19 protein-coding genes and 2 riboswitches are annotated in these 21,977 nt (G+C 31.9%); all 19 genes read right to left on the bottom strand.

The annotated features are described in order from the left end of the window. Positions 1-16 precede the first annotated feature (16 nt). The gene (gene tpiA / locus B3W71_RS17965) at positions 17-763 is read right to left on the bottom strand and encodes a triose-phosphate isomerase (protein ID WP_346890315.1); all 747 of its coding nucleotides are present in this window, start codon (positions 761-763) and stop codon (positions 17-19) included. 182 nt (positions 764-945) lie between these two features. Beyond that, entirely contained in the window at positions 946-2,142 is a 1,197-nt protein-coding gene (locus B3W71_RS17960) for a phosphoglycerate kinase (RefSeq protein WP_346890314.1), read from the bottom strand. A gap of 102 nt (positions 2,143-2,244) precedes the next feature. Next, positions 2,245-3,252 carry a type I glyceraldehyde-3-phosphate dehydrogenase gene (gap, locus tag B3W71_RS17955; RefSeq protein WP_346890313.1) on the bottom strand — a complete coding sequence of 336 codons (1,008 nt, stop codon included), beginning with the start codon at positions 3,250-3,252 and terminating at the stop codon, positions 2,245-2,247. A 191-nt stretch (positions 3,253-3,443) separates the two neighbouring features. Beyond that, positions 3,444-4,472, bottom strand: coding sequence for a sugar-binding transcriptional regulator (locus tag B3W71_RS17950; RefSeq protein WP_346890312.1), 1,029 nt, complete (start codon positions 4,470-4,472; stop codon positions 3,444-3,446). 377 nt (positions 4,473-4,849) lie between these two features. Beyond that, a complete protein-coding gene (gene rpoN / locus B3W71_RS17945; RefSeq protein ID WP_346890311.1) occupies positions 4,850-6,235 on the bottom strand; it encodes an RNA polymerase factor sigma-54 in 1,386 nt (461 codons plus the stop codon). A gap of 310 nt (positions 6,236-6,545) precedes the next feature. Further along, the gene (locus B3W71_RS17940; RefSeq protein WP_346890310.1) at positions 6,546-7,487 is read right to left on the bottom strand and encodes an ABC transporter permease; all 942 of its coding nucleotides are present in this window, start codon (positions 7,485-7,487) and stop codon (positions 6,546-6,548) included. After that, positions 7,480-8,556 (bottom strand): ABC transporter permease, encoded by a 1,077-nt coding sequence (locus B3W71_RS17935; protein ID WP_346890309.1) that lies wholly within the window; start codon positions 8,554-8,556, stop codon positions 7,480-7,482. Before B3W71_RS17935 ends, B3W71_RS17940 begins: the two co-directional genes overlap by 8 nt. Before the next feature lies 1 nt (position 8,557). Next, positions 8,558-10,087: an ABC transporter ATP-binding protein gene (locus tag B3W71_RS17930; protein ID WP_346890308.1), complete on the bottom strand. Its 1,530-nt coding sequence runs from the start codon at positions 10,085-10,087 to the stop codon at positions 8,558-8,560. A gap of 233 nt (positions 10,088-10,320) precedes the next feature. After that, positions 10,321-11,433 carry a BMP family ABC transporter substrate-binding protein gene (locus tag B3W71_RS17925; protein ID WP_346890307.1) on the bottom strand — a complete coding sequence of 371 codons (1,113 nt, stop codon included), beginning with the start codon at positions 11,431-11,433 and terminating at the stop codon, positions 10,321-10,323. Between the two features lie 212 nt (positions 11,434-11,645). After that, entirely contained in the window at positions 11,646-12,809 is a 1,164-nt protein-coding gene (grdD, locus tag B3W71_RS17920; protein ID WP_346890306.1) for a glycine/sarcosine/betaine reductase complex component C subunit alpha, read from the bottom strand. 100 nt (positions 12,810-12,909) lie between these two features. Next, complete coding sequence (grdC, locus tag B3W71_RS17915; protein WP_346890305.1) at positions 12,910-14,448, bottom strand: glycine/sarcosine/betaine reductase complex component C subunit beta; 1,539 nt, start codon at positions 14,446-14,448, stop codon at positions 12,910-12,912. 175 nt (positions 14,449-14,623) lie between these two features. Next, entirely contained in the window at positions 14,624-15,928 is a 1,305-nt protein-coding gene (gene grdB / locus B3W71_RS17910) for a glycine reductase complex selenoprotein B (RefSeq protein ID WP_346890304.1), read from the bottom strand. A 76-nt stretch (positions 15,929-16,004) separates the two neighbouring features. Then, entirely contained in the window at positions 16,005-16,472 is a 468-nt protein-coding gene (gene grdA, locus B3W71_RS17905) for a glycine/sarcosine/betaine reductase complex selenoprotein A (RefSeq protein ID WP_346890303.1), read from the bottom strand. 67 nt (positions 16,473-16,539) lie between these two features. Next, a complete protein-coding gene (locus B3W71_RS17900; protein WP_346890302.1) occupies positions 16,540-17,826 on the bottom strand; it encodes a glycine/sarcosine/betaine reductase component B subunit in 1,287 nt (428 codons plus the stop codon). A gap of 110 nt (positions 17,827-17,936) precedes the next feature. Continuing rightward, entirely contained in the window at positions 17,937-18,266 is a 330-nt protein-coding gene (locus tag B3W71_RS17895; RefSeq protein WP_343826950.1) for a thioredoxin family protein, read from the bottom strand. 73 nt (positions 18,267-18,339) lie between these two features. Beyond that, positions 18,340-19,263: a thioredoxin-disulfide reductase gene (trxB, locus tag B3W71_RS17890; RefSeq protein ID WP_346890301.1), complete on the bottom strand. Its 924-nt coding sequence runs from the start codon at positions 19,261-19,263 to the stop codon at positions 18,340-18,342. A 15-nt stretch (positions 19,264-19,278) separates the two neighbouring features. Next, positions 19,279-19,656, bottom strand: a complete 378-nt coding sequence (locus B3W71_RS17885; protein WP_346890300.1) for a GrdX family protein — start codon at positions 19,654-19,656, stop codon at positions 19,279-19,281. A 66-nt stretch (positions 19,657-19,722) separates the two neighbouring features. After that, a riboswitch (glycine riboswitch) is annotated at positions 19,723-19,778 on the bottom strand. Positions 19,779-19,781: 3 nt separating this feature from the next. Beyond that, positions 19,782-19,888: riboswitch (glycine riboswitch) on the bottom strand. 691 nt (positions 19,889-20,579) lie between these two features. Continuing rightward, positions 20,580-21,431, bottom strand: coding sequence for a DegV family protein (locus B3W71_RS17880; protein WP_346890299.1), 852 nt, complete (start codon positions 21,429-21,431; stop codon positions 20,580-20,582). 14 nt (positions 21,432-21,445) lie between these two features. Then, positions 21,446-21,913 (bottom strand): tRNA (uridine(34)/cytosine(34)/5-carboxymethylaminomethyluridine(34)-2'-O)-methyltransferase TrmL, encoded by a 468-nt coding sequence (gene trmL, locus B3W71_RS17875; protein WP_346890298.1) that lies wholly within the window; start codon positions 21,911-21,913, stop codon positions 21,446-21,448. Positions 21,914-21,977: the final 64 nt, after the last annotated feature.

The following is a 21,977-nucleotide window of genomic DNA, read 5'->3' as shown; positions in this document are numbered from 1 at the left end:
TTAACCCATCCTTTTATTAGTGATTTACAATGGCTGCAAAATCTGAAGCCTTAAGACTAGCCCCACCTATTAAGCCTCCATCTATGTGCTCCTTTAACATTTGCTCTTTTATAGTTGATGGCTTAACTGATCCGCCATATTGAATTCTAACTTTATCTGCAGCATCTTCACCATACAACTTACCTATAACATCTCTAATAAATCCTATAGTATTATTAGCATCGTCTGCAGTTGCAGTTTTTCCTGTTCCTATAGCCCAAATAGGTTCATAGGCTATTACCATATTCTCAACTTGTGCTTTTTTTATTCCTATTAAATCTTGCTTTATCTGAGCGCCTAATATTTCTTCTGTTATTCCTAGTTCTCTTTGCTGTAAACTCTCTCCTACACATAATATAGGTACAATTTTATGTTCAAAGGCAGTCTTTAATTTTTTATTTATAGTTTCATCAGTTTCGTTAAAATATTGTCTTCTTTCACTATGTCCAATTATAACAAATTTTACTCCTAATTCTTTAAGCATTAACGGAGAAACTTCTCCTGTAAAAGCACCTGACTCTTCAAAGTGCATATTTTGAGCTCCAACCATAATATTGCTGTCCTTGCACTCTTCAATTACTGCTGGTAAAGATAGAAAAGTTGGGCAAACTACTACATCACAGCTAGCATCTTTTACTAAGGGTTTTAATTCCTTAACTAAATCTATTGCTTCCTGTATAGTATTATTCATTTTCCAATTTCCTGCTATTATTGCTTTTCTCATGATTAATCCTCCTATTAATAACTTTACAACATATCCTTATTAAAACTAAAAATATTAAACTTTTCCTTTAAAAGACATATTACATTTTTTCTCTAACTCAAATATAATATATTACTGTGAAAAAGGAAAGTAAATAAACAAGATTTTCTCTTGTTTATTACTTTCTTCATAAACTTTTATATTTATTTATCATTTAAAGCAACAATTCCTGGAAGCTCTTTTCCTTCTAAAAATTCTAGTGAAGCTCCACCACCTGTAGATATATGTGTCATTTTATCTCCTAATCCAAATATGTTAACGGCAGCAGCACTATCTCCTCCACCAATTATTGTAATCCCATCACAATTAGCCATAGCTTCTCCTACTGCTATTGTTCCCTTATTAAAGTTTTCAAATTCAAAGACTCCCATTGGTCCATTCCAAATAACAGTCTTAGAGCTTCCTATAACCTCTGCATATAATTCTCTTGTCTTTGGTCCTATATCTAAAGCCATATATCCATCTTGAATATTTTCATCTTCAGTTATTACTGGAGTTGCGTTCTTATCAAATTCAGTAGCTATTACATGATCTACTGGAAGATATAATTTAACCCCTTTTTCTTTAGCTTTTGTCATCATTTCTAATGCATAATCAATTTTATCTTCTTCTACTCTAGATATGCCCATTTTATATCCTTGAGCCTTAAGGAAAGTATATGCCATAGCTCCTCCTATAAGAAGATTGTCTACTTTCTCTAAAAGATTATTTATAACATTAATTTTATCTGATACTTTAGAACCACCTAAAATAGCTGTAAATGGTTTTTCAGCATTTTCTATAGCTTCTCCTAAAAATTTAAGCTCCTTTTGAATTAAATATCCACACACTGATTCTTCTACGAACTCAGTTACTCCTACAGTGGAACAATGTGCTCTATGAGCTGTTCCAAAAGCATCGTTTACAAATATATCACAAAGTGAAGCTAGCTCTTTAGAATAATTTTCTTCATTTTTAGTTTCTTCTTTTCTAAATCTAGTATTTTGTAGCAGTACTATATCCCCATCATTCATAGCTAAAATAGCTGCTTTTGCATTATCTCCTATTACATTATCGTCCTCTGCAAAAACTATGTTCTTATTTAATAATTTACTTAATCTTGCTGCTACTGGTGCTAGTGAAAGCTCTGATTTAGGCTCTCCCTTTGGTTTTCCTAAATGTGAACATAAAATAACTTTAGCATCGTGGTTAACTAAGTATTCTATAGTAGGTATAGCTCCTAAAAGTCTATTTTCATCAGTAATTTCACCTTCTACTATAGGTACATTAAAGTCGCATCTTACTAAAACTTTTTTACCTTTCACATTGATGTCTTCTAATGATTTCTTCTTAAATGACATGTTAAAATCTCCTTCATAAACTTATTGTAATAAAAATCTAGTTCTTAGCTTCTTAACTGAACTAGATTTTTATTACATACCTATTTTAACACACTTTAGAGATTATAATCTATCAGCAACATATTTTGTTAAATCTGCTAGTCTGTTTGAGTATCCCCACTCGTTATCATACCAAGCAACTACTTTAACTAAATTATCTCCCATAACCATAGTTGAAAGCCCATCTACGATTGAAGATCTCTCATCTCCTCTAAAGTCCATTGAAATTAATGGTTCATCAGAGAATCCAAGAATACCTTTAAGTTTTCCTTCTGATGCCTCTCTTAAAACTTCATTAACTTCCTCTACAGTAACTGACTTACCAAGTTCACACACTAAATCAGTCATTGAAACCGTTGGAGTTGGAACTCTTACTGCCATTCCATTTAACTTTCCTTTAAGTTGAGGTAAAACTAATGCAACTGCTTTTGCTGCTCCTGTAGTTGTTGGGATCATTGCTTCACCTGCTGCTCTAGATCTTCTTAAATCTTTATGTGGTGCATCTAATATTTTCTGATCGTTAGTATAAGAGTGTATTGTAGTCATAAGACCTTTTAATATCCCAAATTTTTCATCTAAAACCTTAGCAAAAGGTGCTAAGCAGTTAGTTGTACATGAAGCATTTGATATAATATTATGATTTTTAGCATCATATTTATCTTCATTTACTCCAAGTACAATTGTTATATCTTCATTTTTCGCAGGTGCAGAAATTAATACTTTTTTAGCTCCTGCTTCTATGTGAGCTTTTGCTTTTGTAGCATCAGTAAATAGACCTGTAGATTCTATTACAATATCAACACCTTGAAGTCCCCATGGTATATTTTTAGGATCTCTCTCTGCAAATATTCTTATTTCTTTTCCATTAACTATAATTGAGTTCTCAGTTGCTTCAACTGTTCCATTAAACTTTCCATAAAGTGTATCATATTTTAAAAGATGTGCAAGTGTTTTCGGGTCTGTTAAATCATTAATTGCCACAACTTCAATATCCTTTGCATATTGGTCTACTAAAGACTTAAATACGTTTCTTCCTATTCTACCAAATCCATTAATTCCAACTTTAACCATTATAAAATACCTCCAACATTTAATTTAATAATTTTTATATTGAAACTTAATTGATATATTCATATTTCTAAGTAATTTTATTTCTTAGAAAATGTTATCTAGATACACATTACTTTTATCTCTCACCTTATAAAAATTGAGCATTAGAGTAAATAGTTATTAGATAAAATCAATAAGTATTAATAACTAACCTACTTTGAAAATAATTTTAAAATTTCTTTTGCTGTAGCTTCATCAGTAACTAAAGTAGAGTTTTCTTTTCCTCTTTGTATAGCCATAATAGCTTCTGCCTTTTCAACTCCTGCCGCTATGGCTATCACATTAGGAATTCTTTTTATTCTATCTTTAGTTATTCCAATGGAAGGCATAGAATATACAATTTCTCCTTTATTATTAAAATAATGGCCATAAGCTTCTCCTATAGCTCCTGATTCTAATATTCTTTCCTTTACATCACTACATAAACTTCTCTTATCACACATTTCTTTAGCCAATCCTATACCATGGATAAGAACATCTGATTTACCTATATTTTCAAAGGTATCTTTAATATTCGATTCCTTAATTAAAGCTTTAAAGGAATCACTGCTTATATTGTCAGGAATATGTAATAATTCATAGGTAGCCTCTAATTTATTTGCTAAGTTTTCTACTAAAGTATTAGATTGTATTTCTGTTTCTTTTCCCATACCACCTCTACCAGGTAGAACCTTTATGTTTTTAAATTTGGCCATGGGAGTAAAATTATCAACAACCTCTTTTACTGTGCGTCCTCCAGTAAGCGATATTATAATATTATCTATAATAATACTTTTTAAGTAATTCGCCGCTGCTTTACCAAGTTCAGTATATAGTGTACTATCTTCAGCTACATTTCCATTAATAACTATTACATCCCTAACTTTAAGAAGATCTTTTAATTTCTCTTCCATAGAGTCTAAGCCACTTATCTCCTTCATAAAGGCTTTTAGTTCACTAAAGATCTCTTCGCCTTCCTCAGTGATATACATACCTGATGATTTAATATCTATTAACCCTTGCATTTTTAAGAAGTTCGTTTCACTTCTTACAACTCTTTCACTTAAATTTACTATAGTTGATAATGATCTTCTCCCTATGGGCTCTCTGTATTTTATATTTTTTAATATAGTATATCTTACATCTAGAACTTCTAGTAATTCAGGTATCACTTTTTGTTGTAAATTTAATAACCTTTTCATTTTTTACCCCATTGACATTTTATGTCCCTATGGACAAAATTTGTCCCAATAACATTTAAACTTTACATATATATTATACGACAATATATACTATATGTGAAGTATTCATATATAATTTGTACAAAAAAAATTTTTATATGAATTATATTGCTACATATAACTATAAATTATTCAAAAATAAAATTTATTTATTTTATAAGCTATAGTAATTATGATTCATATCAATTTAAATTTTTCTTATTAAAGTTAATTATAATATATACTTAAGTTAATGTAGAAATTCAATTAAAACATATATATCTATTTAATATACTTTATATAATTAATTCCATATAAAACATTATTGTATTATAATGTTTTATATGGAATATTAAAATTTATATTAATCGCTTGCGTTGAGATGAAGATTTTATCCCTAGCTCTTCTCTATACTTAGCTATAGTACGTCTAGATATATCTATCTCTTTCTTATTAAGCACTTCACATATGGATGAATCCGATAATGGCTTTGCCTTATTCTCAGATTCTATTATACTTTTTATCATATCTTTTACACTAACAGATGATATCTCTTCATTTAAAACATTTACACTACTAGTAAATAGATCTTTTATCCTCTTAATTTCTCCTGTATGAAGCGCTACATACTTGTCCCTAATTGCTCTGCTAACTGTAGATTCATGCATACCTAAGCTATTAGCTATATATTTAATAGTCATAGGTTTTATATAATTATCACCTCTATTTAGGTATTCCTCTTGATTTCTAACTATTTCTTCCATAACCCTACATAAGGTATTTCTTCTATTTTGTATACTTTTAATTAAAAACATAGCACCGCTTATTTTACCCTTTACATAATCTATAGCTTCAGTATTATTACTATTATTGATTACATCCTTGTAGGTATTGTTAATTATTAGATTAGGTAATATATTGTCATTCATGAGAACTATATATCTATCACTTATTTTTTTTACATAAACATCCGGAATTAAATACCCAATCTCTTCACCAGTAAAAAATCCCCTAGTAGGTTTAGGTTCTAACTCTTTTATTATATCCTCACATTCTTGAACCTGCTTAGCAGTAATTCCAAGTTTCTTACCTATTAATTGATATTTTCCTTTTGATAATTCATATAAATAGTTATTTATTATTTCCTCAACGTAATCATTAACTATATTCTTTCTATGCAGTTGAAGTATTAAACATTCACTAAGAGATCTAGCTCCTATACCAGAAGGTTCAAAATCTTGTACTATACCCATACACCTTATAGCTGTCTCTTTCAAAATATTCAGTTCTTCTACTAAATTCTCTATAATATTCTCATCTAGATATCCCCTATGATCAATGTTATCTACAATATATCTGCAAATAACCTCATCTTTCTTACTCATATTGCTATACATAATCTGATCCCTCAAATAATCCTTGATAGTAGGCTTACTACTTATAAAATTAAAGGGAGATACTAAATCATTTCCTTCATCTTTAAAATATGATTTATCATTGTAATTATCCATAGCCATATCCCTAATTACTTCCCTATATTCTCTTAGTTCATTATCTACTACTTCCTCTTTATGCACTTCCAAATTATTCTCTACTTCCAGAATAACATTTTCTTGCAATTCTTTATCGATATACTGCAGGAGTTCATAGGATGACATTTGTAATAGCTTTATTGATTGTTGCATTTCCATTGTCATAATCAATTTTTGTTCTTGTGATAATCTTAAATCAAAGCCTAAATTCATAAATATCCCTCCTAATTTTCTCATTTTAATCATATCATAAAATATATCTTATTTCTAACTAAAGAATATATTCTTATTTCCCTGACAATAATTTACGTCAGTTATACCCACTATAATATGAATATTATTTTATCTATAAATGTTGAGATAACAGTGGTGACTCCTAGACTTAGTACTCTTTAAGATGTAATCCTAATGAATCTTCAGAGATAATTAGAACTTCTTATGAAGATTGATTAAATTTAATAAAAAGGGTTAGCCTATTAAAAGCTAACCCTGAAATTATATTATAATTTTGAATTACTCAATATTATCTTCCATTCTTTTCATATGCTTGGCCTGATGCAGCTGGTGCATTTGTTTTTCCTACAAAACCAGCAAGAGCTAGCATAGTCAATAAGTATGGTATGATTGTAAACACTTCAGATGGTAATGACCATCCAAGTCCTTGAGCAAATATTTGGAATGACTCACCAAACGCAAATAATAGACAAGCACCGAAGGAACCAATAGGTGTCCAGTTACCAAATATTACAGCTGCTAAAGCTATAAATCCTCTACCTGCTATCATTCCTTCTCTGTATATTGGTGTAACACCTATAGATAAAGCAGCTCCACCAAGCCCTGCCAACATTCCTGATAATATTACACAAATATATCTTACTAAATAAACATTTATTCCTAATGTATCTGCAGCCTTTGGATGCTCTCCCACTGATCTTATTCTAAGTCCAATAGAAGTTTTATAAAGTACGAAATGAGATACAAATACAAGAACTATTGCTAATATTACAAACCAGTTTAATCCTGATAAAATTTCCCCAACAACTGGTATTTTAGTAATAAACCCTGGCAATTTATAAGGAAGAATGGTTACTAAGTCTGTTTGACCTCCTTTACCTCCAAAAAGTATATATATCAAGAAACTAGATAATGCTGTTGCAAATAAATTTATAGCTGTACCTGAAATAACTTGATCTGCCTTCAAGTGAATACTAAGAAATGCATGGAGAAACGCAAGTAATCCACCAGCTACTGCAGCAAAGACCATTCCCATTACAGGATTACCTGTTATATATGTTCCATATACCGCAAAGAATGCACCTATTGTCATCATACCTTCTAGACCTATATTAACTACACCTGAACGTTCTGAGAACATTCCTCCAAGGGCTGTAAAGATAAGTGGAGTAGCTATTCTTAGTGTGGATGCTATCAATGATATAATACTTGCAAAAATTATGCTATCCATTCATTATCTCCCCTTTCTTTTTCTTATTTTCAAAGTAGGTTACAATATAATCCGTAGCTACAAATATAATAATTACTGCTTGAATTAAGAATACTATTTCTTTTGGTATTCCACTTATTTGAAGTGCTCTTGAACTACTATTTAAAGCTCCAAATAATACTGCTGATAGAATACATGCTACAGGATTATTTTTTGCTAATAGCGCAACTGCTATACCGTCAAATCCGTAACTTGGAACAACCATAAAATCTTGAATAAGATGTTTAACACCTGCTACGTGAGTAGCTCCACCAAGGCCTGCTATAGCTCCTGATAATACCATTGCTAATACAGCTTTCTTAGCTACGTTTACTCCACCATATTCTGCTCCATACGGGTTAATACCTACGGCTCTAATTTCATAACCCAAAGTAGTCTTCCATAATATAAATGCTATAAGAATAGCTACTATAATTCCTATAAATAAACTTATATTTGCTGAACTTCCTTCAACAAATCTAGGAAACATTGCACTCTCTTGTATAGTCGGAGTTGCTGATTTTCCTTGAACTCCAAAGGCAGTTCTAAGTATAACATAGTTTGCAAGAGCTATAGAAATATAGTTCATCATAATTGTATTTATAACTTCACTAGTTCCAAATCTAGCTTTAAGATATCCAGGTATTCCACCCCAAAGTCCCCCAGCTACTATACCACTTAATATCATTAATGGTATATGTACTATTGGACTAAGTCCAGGAATAACACCAACTATAGCAGCCGCCAGCATACCTAATACAAACTGACCACCAACACCAATATTAAATAATCCACATCTAAATGCCACCGCATTAGCCACACCAGTAAAAATTAATGGAGTAACCTCTGCTAATGTAGTCATAACATTTCTTTGAGTTCCGAAACTACCATTCCATATAGTTGAAACCAAGTCTGTTAAAGCAGTAAAATATTGAGTTATTGAATATCCCTTCGCCCACATAACAAAAAATACTGATATAAATAAAGAAAGTATAACTGCTACTATTGGAAAGAGGATAGCTTTCATGGTATTCTTAACTTTACTATTCATCTTATTTCTCTTCCCCTTTCTTATCTAAGCTTCCACCAGCCATTAATATACCAAGCTTTTGTTCATCTGCATCTTTTCTATCTAAAATATCTACTATTTTTCCATCATACATAACAGCGATCCTATCTGAAAGAGCTAAAATTTCATCTAACTCTAAAGATACTAGTAAAACGGCCTTACCTTTATCTCTCTCATCTACAAGTCTACTATGAATGTATTCAATAGCACCTACATCAATACCCCTTGTAGGTTGAGCCGCAATTAGTAATGTTGGGTCCTTTGAAATTTCTCTAGCTGCAATTAATTTTTGTTGATTACCTCCAGATAGAGCGGATGCATAGACCTCATTGCTTGGTGTTCTTACGTCAAATTCTTCTATAAGTGTATCGCAATGTTTTTTTATGGCCTTATAATCCATCATAATTCCTTTATTAAATTCCTTATTTTTATGAATTCCAAGAATAGAGTTTTCAAATAAAGAATATTTAAGTATAAGACCTCTTTTATGTCTATCCTCTGGAATATGTCCAACACCAGAGTCTATAATTTCTCTAGGTGATTTACCATATAAGTTCTTATCATTTAATAAAACTTTCCCATTCTGGCCTTTTCTAAGTCCTGTAAGCACTTCTAATAACTCCGTTTGACCATTACCATCAACCCCTGCAATTCCTAAAATTTCTCCACCATTAACAGAAAAAGAAACATTTTTTACAGCCGGAATACCTCTTTGATCACTGGCAGATAAATTTTCCACTTTAAGAACTTCTCCTACTAATTTAGGTTCATCTTTATCTACAACTAAATTTACCTTTCTTCCAACCATCAACTCTGCTAATTCGTCAATATTAGTATCAGCAGTGTTAACGATACCAGTAACCTTACCTCTCCTAATTATAGTAACTCTATCGCTCATGCTCATAATTTCTTTTAATTTGTGCGTTATTAGAATGACAGATTTTCCTTCTTTTTTTAGATTATCTAGTATTTTACCTAATTCTTCAATCTCTTGAGGTGTTAAAACCGCTGTAGGTTCATCAAGGATAAGAATCTTTGCTCCTCTATAAAGAGCCTTAAGAATTTCTACCTTTTGCTGTTGCCCTACAGAAATATTTTCAATAACCGCATTAGGATCTATAGAAAATCCATATTTGTCAGACAGTTCCTTTACATCATTATATGCTTTTTTTCTGTCCATAAGTAATCCTTTAGTAGGCTCACATCCTAGTACAATATTTTCAGCTACCGTAAAGTTGTGAACTAACATAAAGTGTTGGTGAACCATTCCTATTCCAAGCTTTATAGCTTCGCTAGGTGTGTTAATATTAACTAAATTTCCATTAACGTAAATATCACCTTTTTCTTGTTGATACAAGCCATAAAGTATATTCATTAAGGTAGTCTTTCCTGCTCCATTCTCTCCTAACAATACGTGAGTTTCACCTTGTAACAAGTCAAAATCCACATTATCGTTTGCTATGGTGCCAGGGAAAACTTTAGTTATACCTTTCATTTCAATTACTTTTTTCATTTCCCTTCCTCCTCATAATATTACCTACGTTTACATCCTACATTAAAATACTTAATATTAACTAAAATACCGCCATGTACTTTATAGAATCTACTTTTCATTATACCATAAAACTATTTTATTTAATATTTTTTTAACTTTTCATACAACTTTATTCTTCTAAAAATATATTATCAAAAGTAATAAAAAAAAGCTAGATGTAATATCTAGCTTTTTTACTACTCTAATTTTTATTACTGTAATTCAAAATCAATAACTTCTTGTCTTGTAACCGGCACTTTAAACTTACCTTCTTTAATTTGAGTTTCATACTCTTCTGCTTTTACAAGTACATCAGGAGCAGTATTATCTTTAGTTGTTTCAGCCATGCCTACTCCATCTTCTGCTATTCCAAGAGACATAACTCCAGCTTTGAAGTTGCCTTCTACAACTGACTTAGTTGCATCATAAGTAGCAGTGTCAACTCTCTTGATCATAGAAGAAAGAATTACATCTTTGTACTTTGGAAGTTCAATTGCCTGGTCCTTATCAACACCAATAGTCCAAACTTCTTTACCTGAATCTTTTAATTCTTTAGCAGCTTGGAACATTCCTAAACCAACTCCACCAGCTGCATGATATATTACATCACATCCAGCTCCGTATAGTGATAGAGCCAACTCTTTACCTTTGCCTTGATCAGCAAAAGAGTCTGCATATTTAACAGTTGTTCCTGGATTCTTACCATCTGCACTTATAAGTCCAGCAGCGGCTTGTGGGTTAACAGCTTTAACTCCAGCTGCAAATCCTGTTTCAAATTTTTGCATTACTTCATTGTCTTTTCCACCTATAAATCCAATTTTATCAGTTTTAGTAGTTAAACCAGCTATAACTCCCATTAAGAAAGAACCTTCTTCTTGTTTAAAAGTTATAGATAGAACATTGTCAGCTTCTACAACTGAGTCAATGATAGCAAATTTTGAACTTGGATTATTTCCAGCTATAGCTTTAACTGCATCAGCTAATTGATATCCAACTGCAAAAGTTAAAGCTGAACCATCATCTACTAAAGCCTGTAGGTTAGGCTCATAATCTTCTTTCTTTTGAGCTTCAACTGCTGTATATTTCACACCTAATTCTTTTTGAGCTTTCTTTACCCCTTCATCTGCTGATTGGTTAAATGATTTATCATTTAATCCACCCTCATCTGTTGAAAGACCTATTGATATTTCTGTTTTTGGAGTATCTTTTCCTTCATTTGCTGCACCTTTGTTATCATTTCCGTTACCAGTGCCAGCACAACCTACTAATAAGGAAGCAGTCATAGCAACCGTTGCCATAAGAGCAACTATTTTTTTCATTTTCATTTTAAACCCTCCTGAAATAAATAAGTAGTAAATATATAAAATTTTTATTATAGTATGTATTATATCCTAATAAAAAAATTTTATCATTAGTACTCTATATGCTATACTATTTAACTTCATATATTTATATGCTGAATATACCATAATTACCCGTAAAAATCAAATAAAATTGACTGCAAATTCACAGTCAATTTTATTTTTCTACTCATATTTTATGATATGAATTCTGCCTTCTTTAATACTTCTTGAGCCTTTAATCCGTCTTCATCAGCTACAAGTACTATGGGTCCTGTACAACCCATTCCACTCTCTGAATATATATCTTCTTTCCAAAGCGCTTTACATGCGTTTTCAAGCTCTAATATATCAATCCCTGCTATGGAGAAAGTTACTACCTTTTTAGTAGGCATTTTTACTTCTTCCTCTTCTTGTGGTTTACTAGCTTTTTTTGTAGTTTTATCTATAAACTCCTTTAATCCAGCTTTATTAGCTGCTTTAAATTCATCTCTCGCTATATCTAAAACTTTATTTTCTGCACAAGTTGCACAGAATCTTAAAGCCTCTGCAATAAGAGGTGCTCCTGATGCCCTTGAAACTATGTTAACTAATTTATCATAGTTTTCTCCAATACCAGGTCCATATCCAGCTCCTACAGTTTCATAATTTCCACCAGTAGTAAATGATGAAAATACTTTAACTAATAAGTTTCCTGTTAATGAATCACAAACCATGACATCTGGAGTTCCTGCTAAAAGGTCGTTTCCTCTCATTACAGCTCCACCATCAGCTCTTAGTGATTCAGTAAATAACATGTCATATCCACTCTCTTGAACTTCTCTTAGAATTCTTTCTACTTGTCTAGCGCCATCAAGGTTCAATATTCCTACCTTCGGATTTTTAATACCATTTGCTTTAGCTACAGATATTCCCGATATAGCATTTTTGACCATACCTTCAACTCTATTTGTAGAAGTAGTTCCTGTAGTTGTAGCTATTATCATTTCTTTTCCTTTACCTGGAGTCATTACTTTACCTACTGTTGAAACTCCTATAGGGAAATCAAAGTGTTGTGTAACACAACCATCTAAATCTCCATTCTCTAGCATAGCTGTCATTTTCTTATGACCTTCTTCAGCTGTTTCTGCTTCTACTACTTCAAAATCAGCATCCACTTTAGGTCCAATTAAAACTACATCAAAATCGCCGTATTTCACTTTCGCCAATTCAGCAGCTTTAACCATTTCTTCGATTCCATGTTCAGAGCCTAATATAGTTAAGCCTATTCTAACTTTTTTCTTAAATTGTCCGCTTTTTATTCCTGTTGCTATATCATTAAAGACTTCAGCAATCATTGCTTTAGTAGCATTTTGATTCATTTCTACACCCCGTTTCTTTAATAATCTCTTCTATATTAAAGAGATAAATTAGTAATTTTAAGCTTCAGAAGGAGTAAACCTCCTTCTGAGTTTAAAGGCTCTATTTATCAGAGTTCATTAAGAAGCTTGCAAAATCCTTCATAGCATCTGCCACCATTGATTTAACTTCTTCTTTACTTACCCCTGATTCATTGTCTAGTTTTCCAGTATTCTTTTCAACTAGTATAGAAACTCCATCAAATAAGTTAGTCATTCTTCCTAAGAATAAACTTCCTTTTCCTACTATCATGAAGTTATTTAGAACTCCATTTTTAATGTGATCTATTCCATGCCCAACTATCGGTACTCCAGATGGAATATGTCCTTGAGTTGGTGCAAATCCTTGATATCCATGAGCTTTTATAAACTCTGGTAATTCTTTTCTATCTAATTGACCCTTCTTAACAGCTAGTGCACCAATCATTTTGTAGTTTTGAGTTGGTACATCCCCAGCTCCTGCCGGTTCAGTAATGTCTGGTGTTTGCATCTCTGGTGCATACTTATCTACATCCTGAACTTTAAGTCCAGCTGCAGTTAATGGGTCAAGTACTAATGCTTCAAGTACTGCTTGTGGAGAAGCTCCATGACCAATTGTATGTCTTCCAATTATATCAGTTCTTAAAACTGGGCTTACACCGTCATTTTCAGATACTAGAATAGCAAATCCCCCTAAGCAATCTTCAAGAACAGGTAATTCTTTCTTTATGTGGTCCCTACCATTCATTCCAAGCTTAGCAGTAGCTCCACCTGCTATTACTAATACGTTTTTAAATATTCCACTCTTAACAAGTGATGCTGCATTTATTAAAGCATGAGTAGGTCCTGCACAGAATCCTCTCATATCTGAACCAGTAGCTCCTGAAAGTCCTACAACTTCACCTATAGATTTAGCAACATTTCCGCCACCTCTTTGGTTCATATCCCCTATTGCTTCTTCTGAACATTCTATTATATATCCAATTTCCTCTACTGGAACATCTAGATTGTCAACTAAATGCATTCCAGCAAGTACTCCCGAAGATTTAACTGCTAAGTTTTCAAGCATGTAATGAGCTGAAAGGTTTGGGTCGAACTCATGAGCTCTTCTTACACATCCTACAAGATTTCCATCTATATATAATCCTTCTGCTCCAGCATTATTAACTAGCTCTTCAACTTTAGCCATTTCATCTCCAATAACTTTATCTAGTTTTGAATTTAATAATGGGTGCTTAGCTAATTTTTCTTTTACGGCCTCAGCAAATGCTGACTCTAGTATAACTAGATCAAATACATCAGAGATTTTCATTAAACCATAGAATTCATCTTGTGGCATTATCTCTCCGAATTTACCAAATCTATTAGCATTATCTATATTCTTTCCAACCCATGGTCTTGGCATTTCGCCTAGTTCTTCTGGTGTAATGTTTCCTATATAAGTTTGGTTTGGTGCATAAGCTACCACTTCTTCAAAACTTCTTAAATGGCTTTTTATAGCCTTCAAATATTCTGAGTTAGGATTTGTTTGTCTTTCTAATGTTTGTGTAGTTCCATTATGTATTACCATATCTGGAGTATTCACTAAAATATAAGATGCTTTCTTTATAACTGGAAAATTCATTTTAAATTCAACCTCCCTTAATAATGTGCCTTTATAATAATTAATTTTGTAATTTGCACAATCTATAATAAATGGATAAAAACTATTCATTGTACATTGTGCAAACTAACCAACTTGATATTAATATATTTAGTAATTAGGGGTAATCCCCTAATTACTAAATTATTAATTTCAGCTATTCAAATATTTTTTGTCCATCAACTTCTGTTTCAAGAGCTTTTAAAGCTTTCTCAACAAGTTTTCTTCTTAACGCATATTCATCTTCTTTTGATAAATTTGGATTTCCAAGTGGGTGAGGAATAGCAACTGTAGGAATTATTCTGTTAGCTCCAACAGTTAAAGATACTGGAGTAATCGTACACATGTGAACTACTGGAAGTCCAGCTCTTTCTATTTCTTTAACAAGCGTTGCACCGCAACGTGTACAAGTTCCTCACGTAGAAGTTAATACAACTGCATCTACGCCATCAGCTATTAATTCTTTAGCTGCAAACTCACCATATTTTTTAGAAGATGCAACAGCAGTACCATTACCAACAGTTGAATAGAAATATCTGTGTAATGATCCTATTCTACCCTCTTTTTCAAGTTCTCTTAGAACATCTACAGGGATAACTCTATCTGGATCTTCATTAGCATACACTGGATCGTGTCCACCGTGTGCTGTTTCAAAAGTTTCTCCAGTTAAATCATTAATTCCTTCTATATCATATTTACCTATTTTAGAAGCTGAAGATGACTCAATGTGATCTGGATTTCCTTTTGGAACTATACCTCCTGATGTAACTATAGCAATTTTAGCTTTAGTTATATCTTTTATTGCTGGCATTGGATCAACTCTATCAAAGTCAGGCATTTTAAATTCTGTAATAAACTCTTCACCTTTTATCTTTTTAACAAGCATATCAACTGCTCTCTTAGATCCTCTTTCAGTTGCAAAGTAATTCTTTCTTATACCTCTTTCGATATAATTTTCTTCTACTGGAGAACCTATTTCTTCTCCTTTAGCTAACTTAATAGCTAACTTAGCCATCTTAGGTAGAGCATCTCTCATACCTACAGCACTATTTCTTGTAGAGATAAGATATACTTCTTTTTTATACATATCTGCACCTGGGTTTTCAATGTACATTCCAGATAAAACAGGTATATTTAACTCTTCTTTTACAGTTTTACATATATCTCCACATGCAACTCCGTATCTTCCAGCGTTAAATGCAGGTCCAGCTATAAATAGATCTGGGTTATATTTTTTAACCATCTCTATAACTTCAGCTTTTGCTTCTTTTGTATTTTCCGCAAAATAAGAGTCACCACAAATAACTGTCGCTACTATCTCAACGTCTTCCTTCTTTAATAATCCATTTAACCCAAGTCCTGGTCCAACAAACCCTTCACGAACCTCAGGTTTAATATCTGCTTTCTCTTCTCCGCCTATTCCTGCGTAGAATTGGTTTATATAATGAACAACTTTTAACATAGGTTTTCCCCCTTTCATGGGACTTGACCTCTAAAAAACCATAATTTTAAAGGTCAATTAATTGAATATTTTTCTATTAAAGATATTTGCAGAATTGATCTCTTACTGTTTTAACTTCTTCTATAATAGCATCAACATCAAGAACCATTTCCATCATTCCGCACTGCTCGTCATAAATCGCTTCATCACATTCTTCTTTTATTTCTGGTTCTACAACGTGGAATACAGATAATCCAAGGTCAACTCCTGCTAAAGGACCTGCAAATGTAGGATCTCCTGCAGCAACTGTTTCAGCAGATAATCCAGATGCCTCTGCTTCAGCTCCTCCGATTACTACAACCATGTTTTCTGCTCCATATTTTTCAGCTAAATCTTTAACTCTTTGTTGGATCTCCAGATCCATTGCACCTGCAGCTGTTCAGACAAAACATTCTGTTGATGCGAAAACAACTTCTGCTCCTGCTGATTTAACACAAGCTTCTATAGCTGGTCCTGGTATTCCGTCTCTATCCCCTATACAGATAGCTTTTTTTCCTTGTAACATAATATCTATCTCCTTCTCATTAAACTATAATCAGTAAATTAAACTTTTAGTCATTTTTTATTTTCTATTAATAACCTTTAGCTGTTAAGTAGTTAAATCCAACTTCACTAGTTGCTCCAGTAATAACTTGAATTTCAGCTTCGATTGATCCATCTTCTCTTAAACTTCCCATGTGCCCACCAGCAATAATATTTGCAGCATCCACATGACCAATTACTCTTTTCATAGGTGGTAAAACAATAACTTCGTTAGCATTTCCACCTGTTACTACAGCATCTCCTTTTGGAGTTGAATCTGCTAATGATTGTGACATACCATCTTGACCAGCATATTCATCTGTTACTAAAACAGTTTTAACACCTTTAGCTGTGATTTTATTACAGTTCATAACTAAGTCGGCATCTGGGTTTCCAAATCCTTCTTCAGAAATTATGGCAGCATCTGCTCCTAAGAATTCTACTAATTTAGCAACCATATTTGATGATCTTTCTTTATCAGCTAGATATACGTTTTCATTTGTTATAACGCAACCTAAGAAGTTAAAGTCCTTACCATGTCTTTCATATAAATCTTCTATTATTGGATGATTCATGTGAACATAGCTTGGATTTTTATCACATGCAGATACGCAGTTTCCACTTACGATTGCTCCATCAAATACTTCTGTTGGATAAATAAATGTAGGAATTATTTTCTTAGCATCTACTCCATATACATAAGTATCATGTAATAATCCTTGTGTTTGAAGCATGTATACATATACAACCTTAGGTAATTCTGGATATTGTTGAACTTGTTGTAAGATTGGTAATGTTTCGTAAATTTTCACTTCATCAGGTTCAATATCTTTTCCTGCTTTTCCAAGGTATGTAGCTGCTTTAAATCCTATAGTTCTTACTGCTTCCTCATGATCATGTTGTAAGATACCTTCTTTAGGTTCGCATATAACTACTAAATTATTTGTTTTTGAGAATGGTGTATATTTAGCACCTTCTCCACTCATGTCAACTATACCTTCTTGGAAACCAACAATTTTACCAGTAGTTACAACTGCAGCCCCTTTTAGAACATGTGTTCTGCCAGAACCCACTGTATCTACTTTACTAATAAAGCCTGGGAATACCCCACCATTTCCTTCTACTTTAACTCTTGGTTCAACTACGTCTTTTACAGGTATTATTCTAACTTCTTCACCTGGTCTTGCTATATCAAAATCGATACTTGCAATTCTTTCATCTCCAGATACTTCGTTTAATAATTCCTCTTTGTTTACATAAAGAACTCCATTCTCAACTTTTGTTTCTGCTCCGAATTGAATATCCTTTATAAATACTTTTCCAATCTCTAGACGCAAAACCTTCACCTCCTAAAAATATATAGGTCACTTTTATTTATTAAAAGATGGGAGGTACGTCCTCCTCATCCAATAATCCCTTAAAATTCAAATGATTTAAATAATTCAAATTATAATGTTTCGTAATATTCTTTAATGAATCCTTCTATGTCATCTAAAGTAGCGATTTTATCTGGAGTTATTGTAGCAACACAAGCTCCACCATTGTAGATTTTCATAGTTGGAAGTCCTAAAACTTTTTGTCCAATAGCAACTCTTCTTGCTCCACCTATGTTTAAGCTAGCAAATTTAATTTTATCTTCGTATTTTGGTTCTAAATCGTGAACGCCTGGCATTAAAGATATACATATTTCACATTTATCTCCCCAAAAATCTACGAAAACTGGTTTATCGCTGTTTAAAACTTCTGATTCAAAATTGTCTTTGTTTAATTCTATCATTGTATTCTACCTACCTTTCAAATTATAAATATTTATATATTATATAATTTACCTAAATTAAATAAATTATGTTCTAGTGTAAACTTTCTATATAGTGCTCTGCATTAGTAGCTGCAATAGCACCATCTGCTGCTGCTGTAATTACTTGTCTTAATGATTTTTCTCTAACATCTCCAGCTGCAAATACTCCTGGTATATTTGTTCTCATTTCTTCGTCAGTTATTATGTCTCCTCTTTCAGTCATGTTTACTTTACCTTTGAATAATTCTGATATTGGTAAGTATCCAACGAATACGAAACATCCATTAACATCTAAAGTACTAACTTCGCCAGTTTTTACATTCTTAATAGTTAGATTTTCAAGAATTTCTTCACCATTAGCTTCTTCAACAACAGAATCCCAAATAAATTTTATTTTTGGATTTGCAAAAGCCTTTTCTTGTAATGATTTAGCAGCTCTTAATGAATCTCTTCTGTGAATTACAGTAACAGTTTCACCAAATTTAGCAAGATATATAGCCTCAGTGATAGCTGAGTCTCCTCCACCAATTACAGCAATGTCAAGGTCAGTGAAGAAATCCGCGTCACAAGTAGCGCAGTAAGAAACTCCTCTTCCTCTTAACTCTATTTCATTTTTAAATCCACCAAGTCTTGGAGTTGCTCCAGTTGCTATTATTATAGTCTTAGCTTGATATTCACCTTTTCTACATTTAATAACTTTAATATCACCTTCTAAAACAGTATCAACTACTTCATCCTTAACAAATTCTGTACCGAAGTCTTCAGCTTGTTGTCTCATTCTTTGGCTTAGTGCTGTTCCAGTACAATCTTCAATTGAACCTGGGTAGTTTTCTAGTTCATCAGTTGTTGTAGCCTGACCACCATACTTAGCTCTTTCAATGACTAACGTTTTCATTCTTGATCTTGAAGCATATAGTCCTGCTGATAATCCTGCAGGGCCTCCTCCAATTATTATAGTGTCATAGATTTGTGACATATTAATATACCTCCCTTAATTAATAGCATGATCTATTAAATCTGAATCTATCAATTGAAAATCTGCTAATATTTTTTCACTCCATTGAGGAGTGTTAAAATCTTTTAGAAACTTTTCTGTGGTAGCTAAAGAGTTTTCTATAATCTCTAAAGATTGTAAATCCACTCCATTAACCACCTCTTTTGAAACACAAACTGTTCTATAAGGAGTTTCATTAGGTTTTACGCTTCCCATCAATGGATGAGTAAGCAGCCTATTCCCCTTATGAATATAATCTCTCACTTTTTTTAGTATATTCAACTGCGGTGCGTCTATAAACTCAACTCTATACTTTTTTTCAAACTTTTCCTTAGACATAGGATTGTTAGTTACAATAAATAGTGGTTCAATCACTTAAATACCTCCTAATGATAAACATAAAGAGGCATAAGACAAAATATTAAATATCTCGCCTTATGCCTCTGTATTTTAACCTGAGAGTTTTGCTCCTTCGGTGCAATATACGCTTTCCAGAGTTTTGTCCACCTTCGGTCCCTTTGCCTGAGAGTTTCATATTTATTTGGCAAAATAAATACTTGCTTCTTCGGCTACCTAAATTTATTAGGTCATCTCCCGAAAATGTCATCCAAATTCTATTATTTTATTTACTTGCTTTCTTCACTATAAGTATATAATAAATTTGTTTAATATTCTACATAATTTTATTGTTTTACTATTTGATTTTTCTATAGTTTCTATAAAGTTTTTCTAATGGAAATATTCTGTAAATTGTTCATAATATTATCTTCTACTTTTATATTATTTCTAACCATCAATAAACACCTTGTGTGGCAACACTTCCACTATGTTTCTATCCTTTTGTATCTTTATATAAGGATAATCTAAAGCAACTCATTCTTAGTAAATGTAAAGTTTTTTTCATATAATTTTAAAAATATATTGATATTTTTTTAACCTTCAAAAGTTGTAAAGTAATGTTAATACCAGATACTTAATTATAAATATGAAACATTTTAAGATTTTAAAATGTTTCATAGGAAAATATTTAAATATATGACTTTTTGAAATGTTATATATTCCCCATTAATCCAAGGTAGCTTCTTCGCTTCCTTAATAAAACCATATATTTACATCATATGACAATATTTAATGCAAGATATTTAATCCTGTAGTATTCATCAACTTTCTTATAGATATAAAAATAATTTCATTTAAATTATACCATTTACTTTCTATAGAAATCAACTTTAAAAAGGATATGACTTTAAATCATATCCCTTTACTTATATATTATGAAGTTAATTTCTAAATTACTACTAATTTTTTTCAATAAAGAAAATACCACAAGCATTTTTCCCAGAATGTGTGCCTACGACACAACCAACATCTGACTCTATAAATTCAATATTATGTTCTTTTAAATAATCTATAATTCCATTAAGTACGCTTCTATTTTCCTCATCTGCTGCTGCATTTAAAACTATAGGAGTAACTTCTTCTGAAATTCCACACTGCTCTAAATAATCTATTAAATACTTAAGTGCCTTTTTACTCCCTCTTACCTTATCTTTTACAACCATCTCACCATTTTCAACGGCCAGATTTAATTTTATTCCTAAAAGTCCACCTACAAATGCTGTGGTTTTACTAAGTCTTCCACCTTTAACTAGGTTATCTAATGACTGAAAGTTTAAAGTACTCTTTACACGAGAAATTGTATCATTAATAATTGAAAGTATTTCTTTAGCATCTTTACCCTCATCTCTAAGTTTACACGCCTTAAGTACTAATATTCCTAGTCCACAGGTAACATTTTGCGAATCTACTACATGTATATTATCACTACCTACCATATCTTTTGCTATCAAAGCCGATTGATATGTTCCACTCATCTTTGATGATAAATGTAATGAAATTATTTCATACCCATGGTCTATATATTCCTTATATATACTTTCAAACTTAGCTGGAGGTATTTGACTTGTTTTTGGCATCTCATCAGTTTTATCCATTTCTTCAAAGAATGTTTCTATATCAATATTTATTCCATCTAGATAAGTATTATTGTTAATAGTTACCTGTAAAGGTATTACATGAATATCTAGAGATTTAACCAGTTCCTTTGGTAAATCACATGTACTATCCGCTATAATTTTTACTTTTTTCAAAACTGTATCACCTCCTATTTCATATTTTCAAATCCTATTTGTCTTAATCCTTCATAAGCAATTATAGCAACTGTATTAGAAAGGTTAAGAGACCTAGTTGTAGTGTTCACCATAGGTACTTTTATAAGATTTTCCTTGTTTTCTTCTCTTATATAATCAGGCAATCCTTTAGATTCTCTACCAAATACTAAAAAATCACCTTCTTTAAAATTAGCTTCATGGTAGTATTTAGTTCCTTTCGTAGTACAAAAATAAAAGGTTCCATCCTTATATTTTTCTCTTAAATCTTCATAGCTATCATGAATTTCTAAATCTAAATATGGCCAATAGTCAAGGCCCGCTCTTTTTACTTCTTTTTCATCTAAACTAAATCCTAGAGGTTTTATTAAATGCAACTTACAATTAGTAAGTACGCAAGTTCTTCCTATATTCCCAGTATTTTGAGGTATTTCTGGTTGAAATAATACTATATTTAAGTTCACTCTTATGTCCTCCTAAAAATAAATCTGTTAAGGCTTAATAAAAATATAATACTTCAATTCTATT

It is taken from the genome of Clostridium sp. UBA1056 (assembly GCA_002316385.1).
In the GTDB taxonomy this organism is placed as follows: Bacteria; Bacillota; Clostridia; order Clostridiales; family Clostridiaceae; genus Clostridium_J.
Note: the sequence above shows the minus strand (reverse complement) of the source record. Positions and strands in the feature narration are given on the sequence as shown.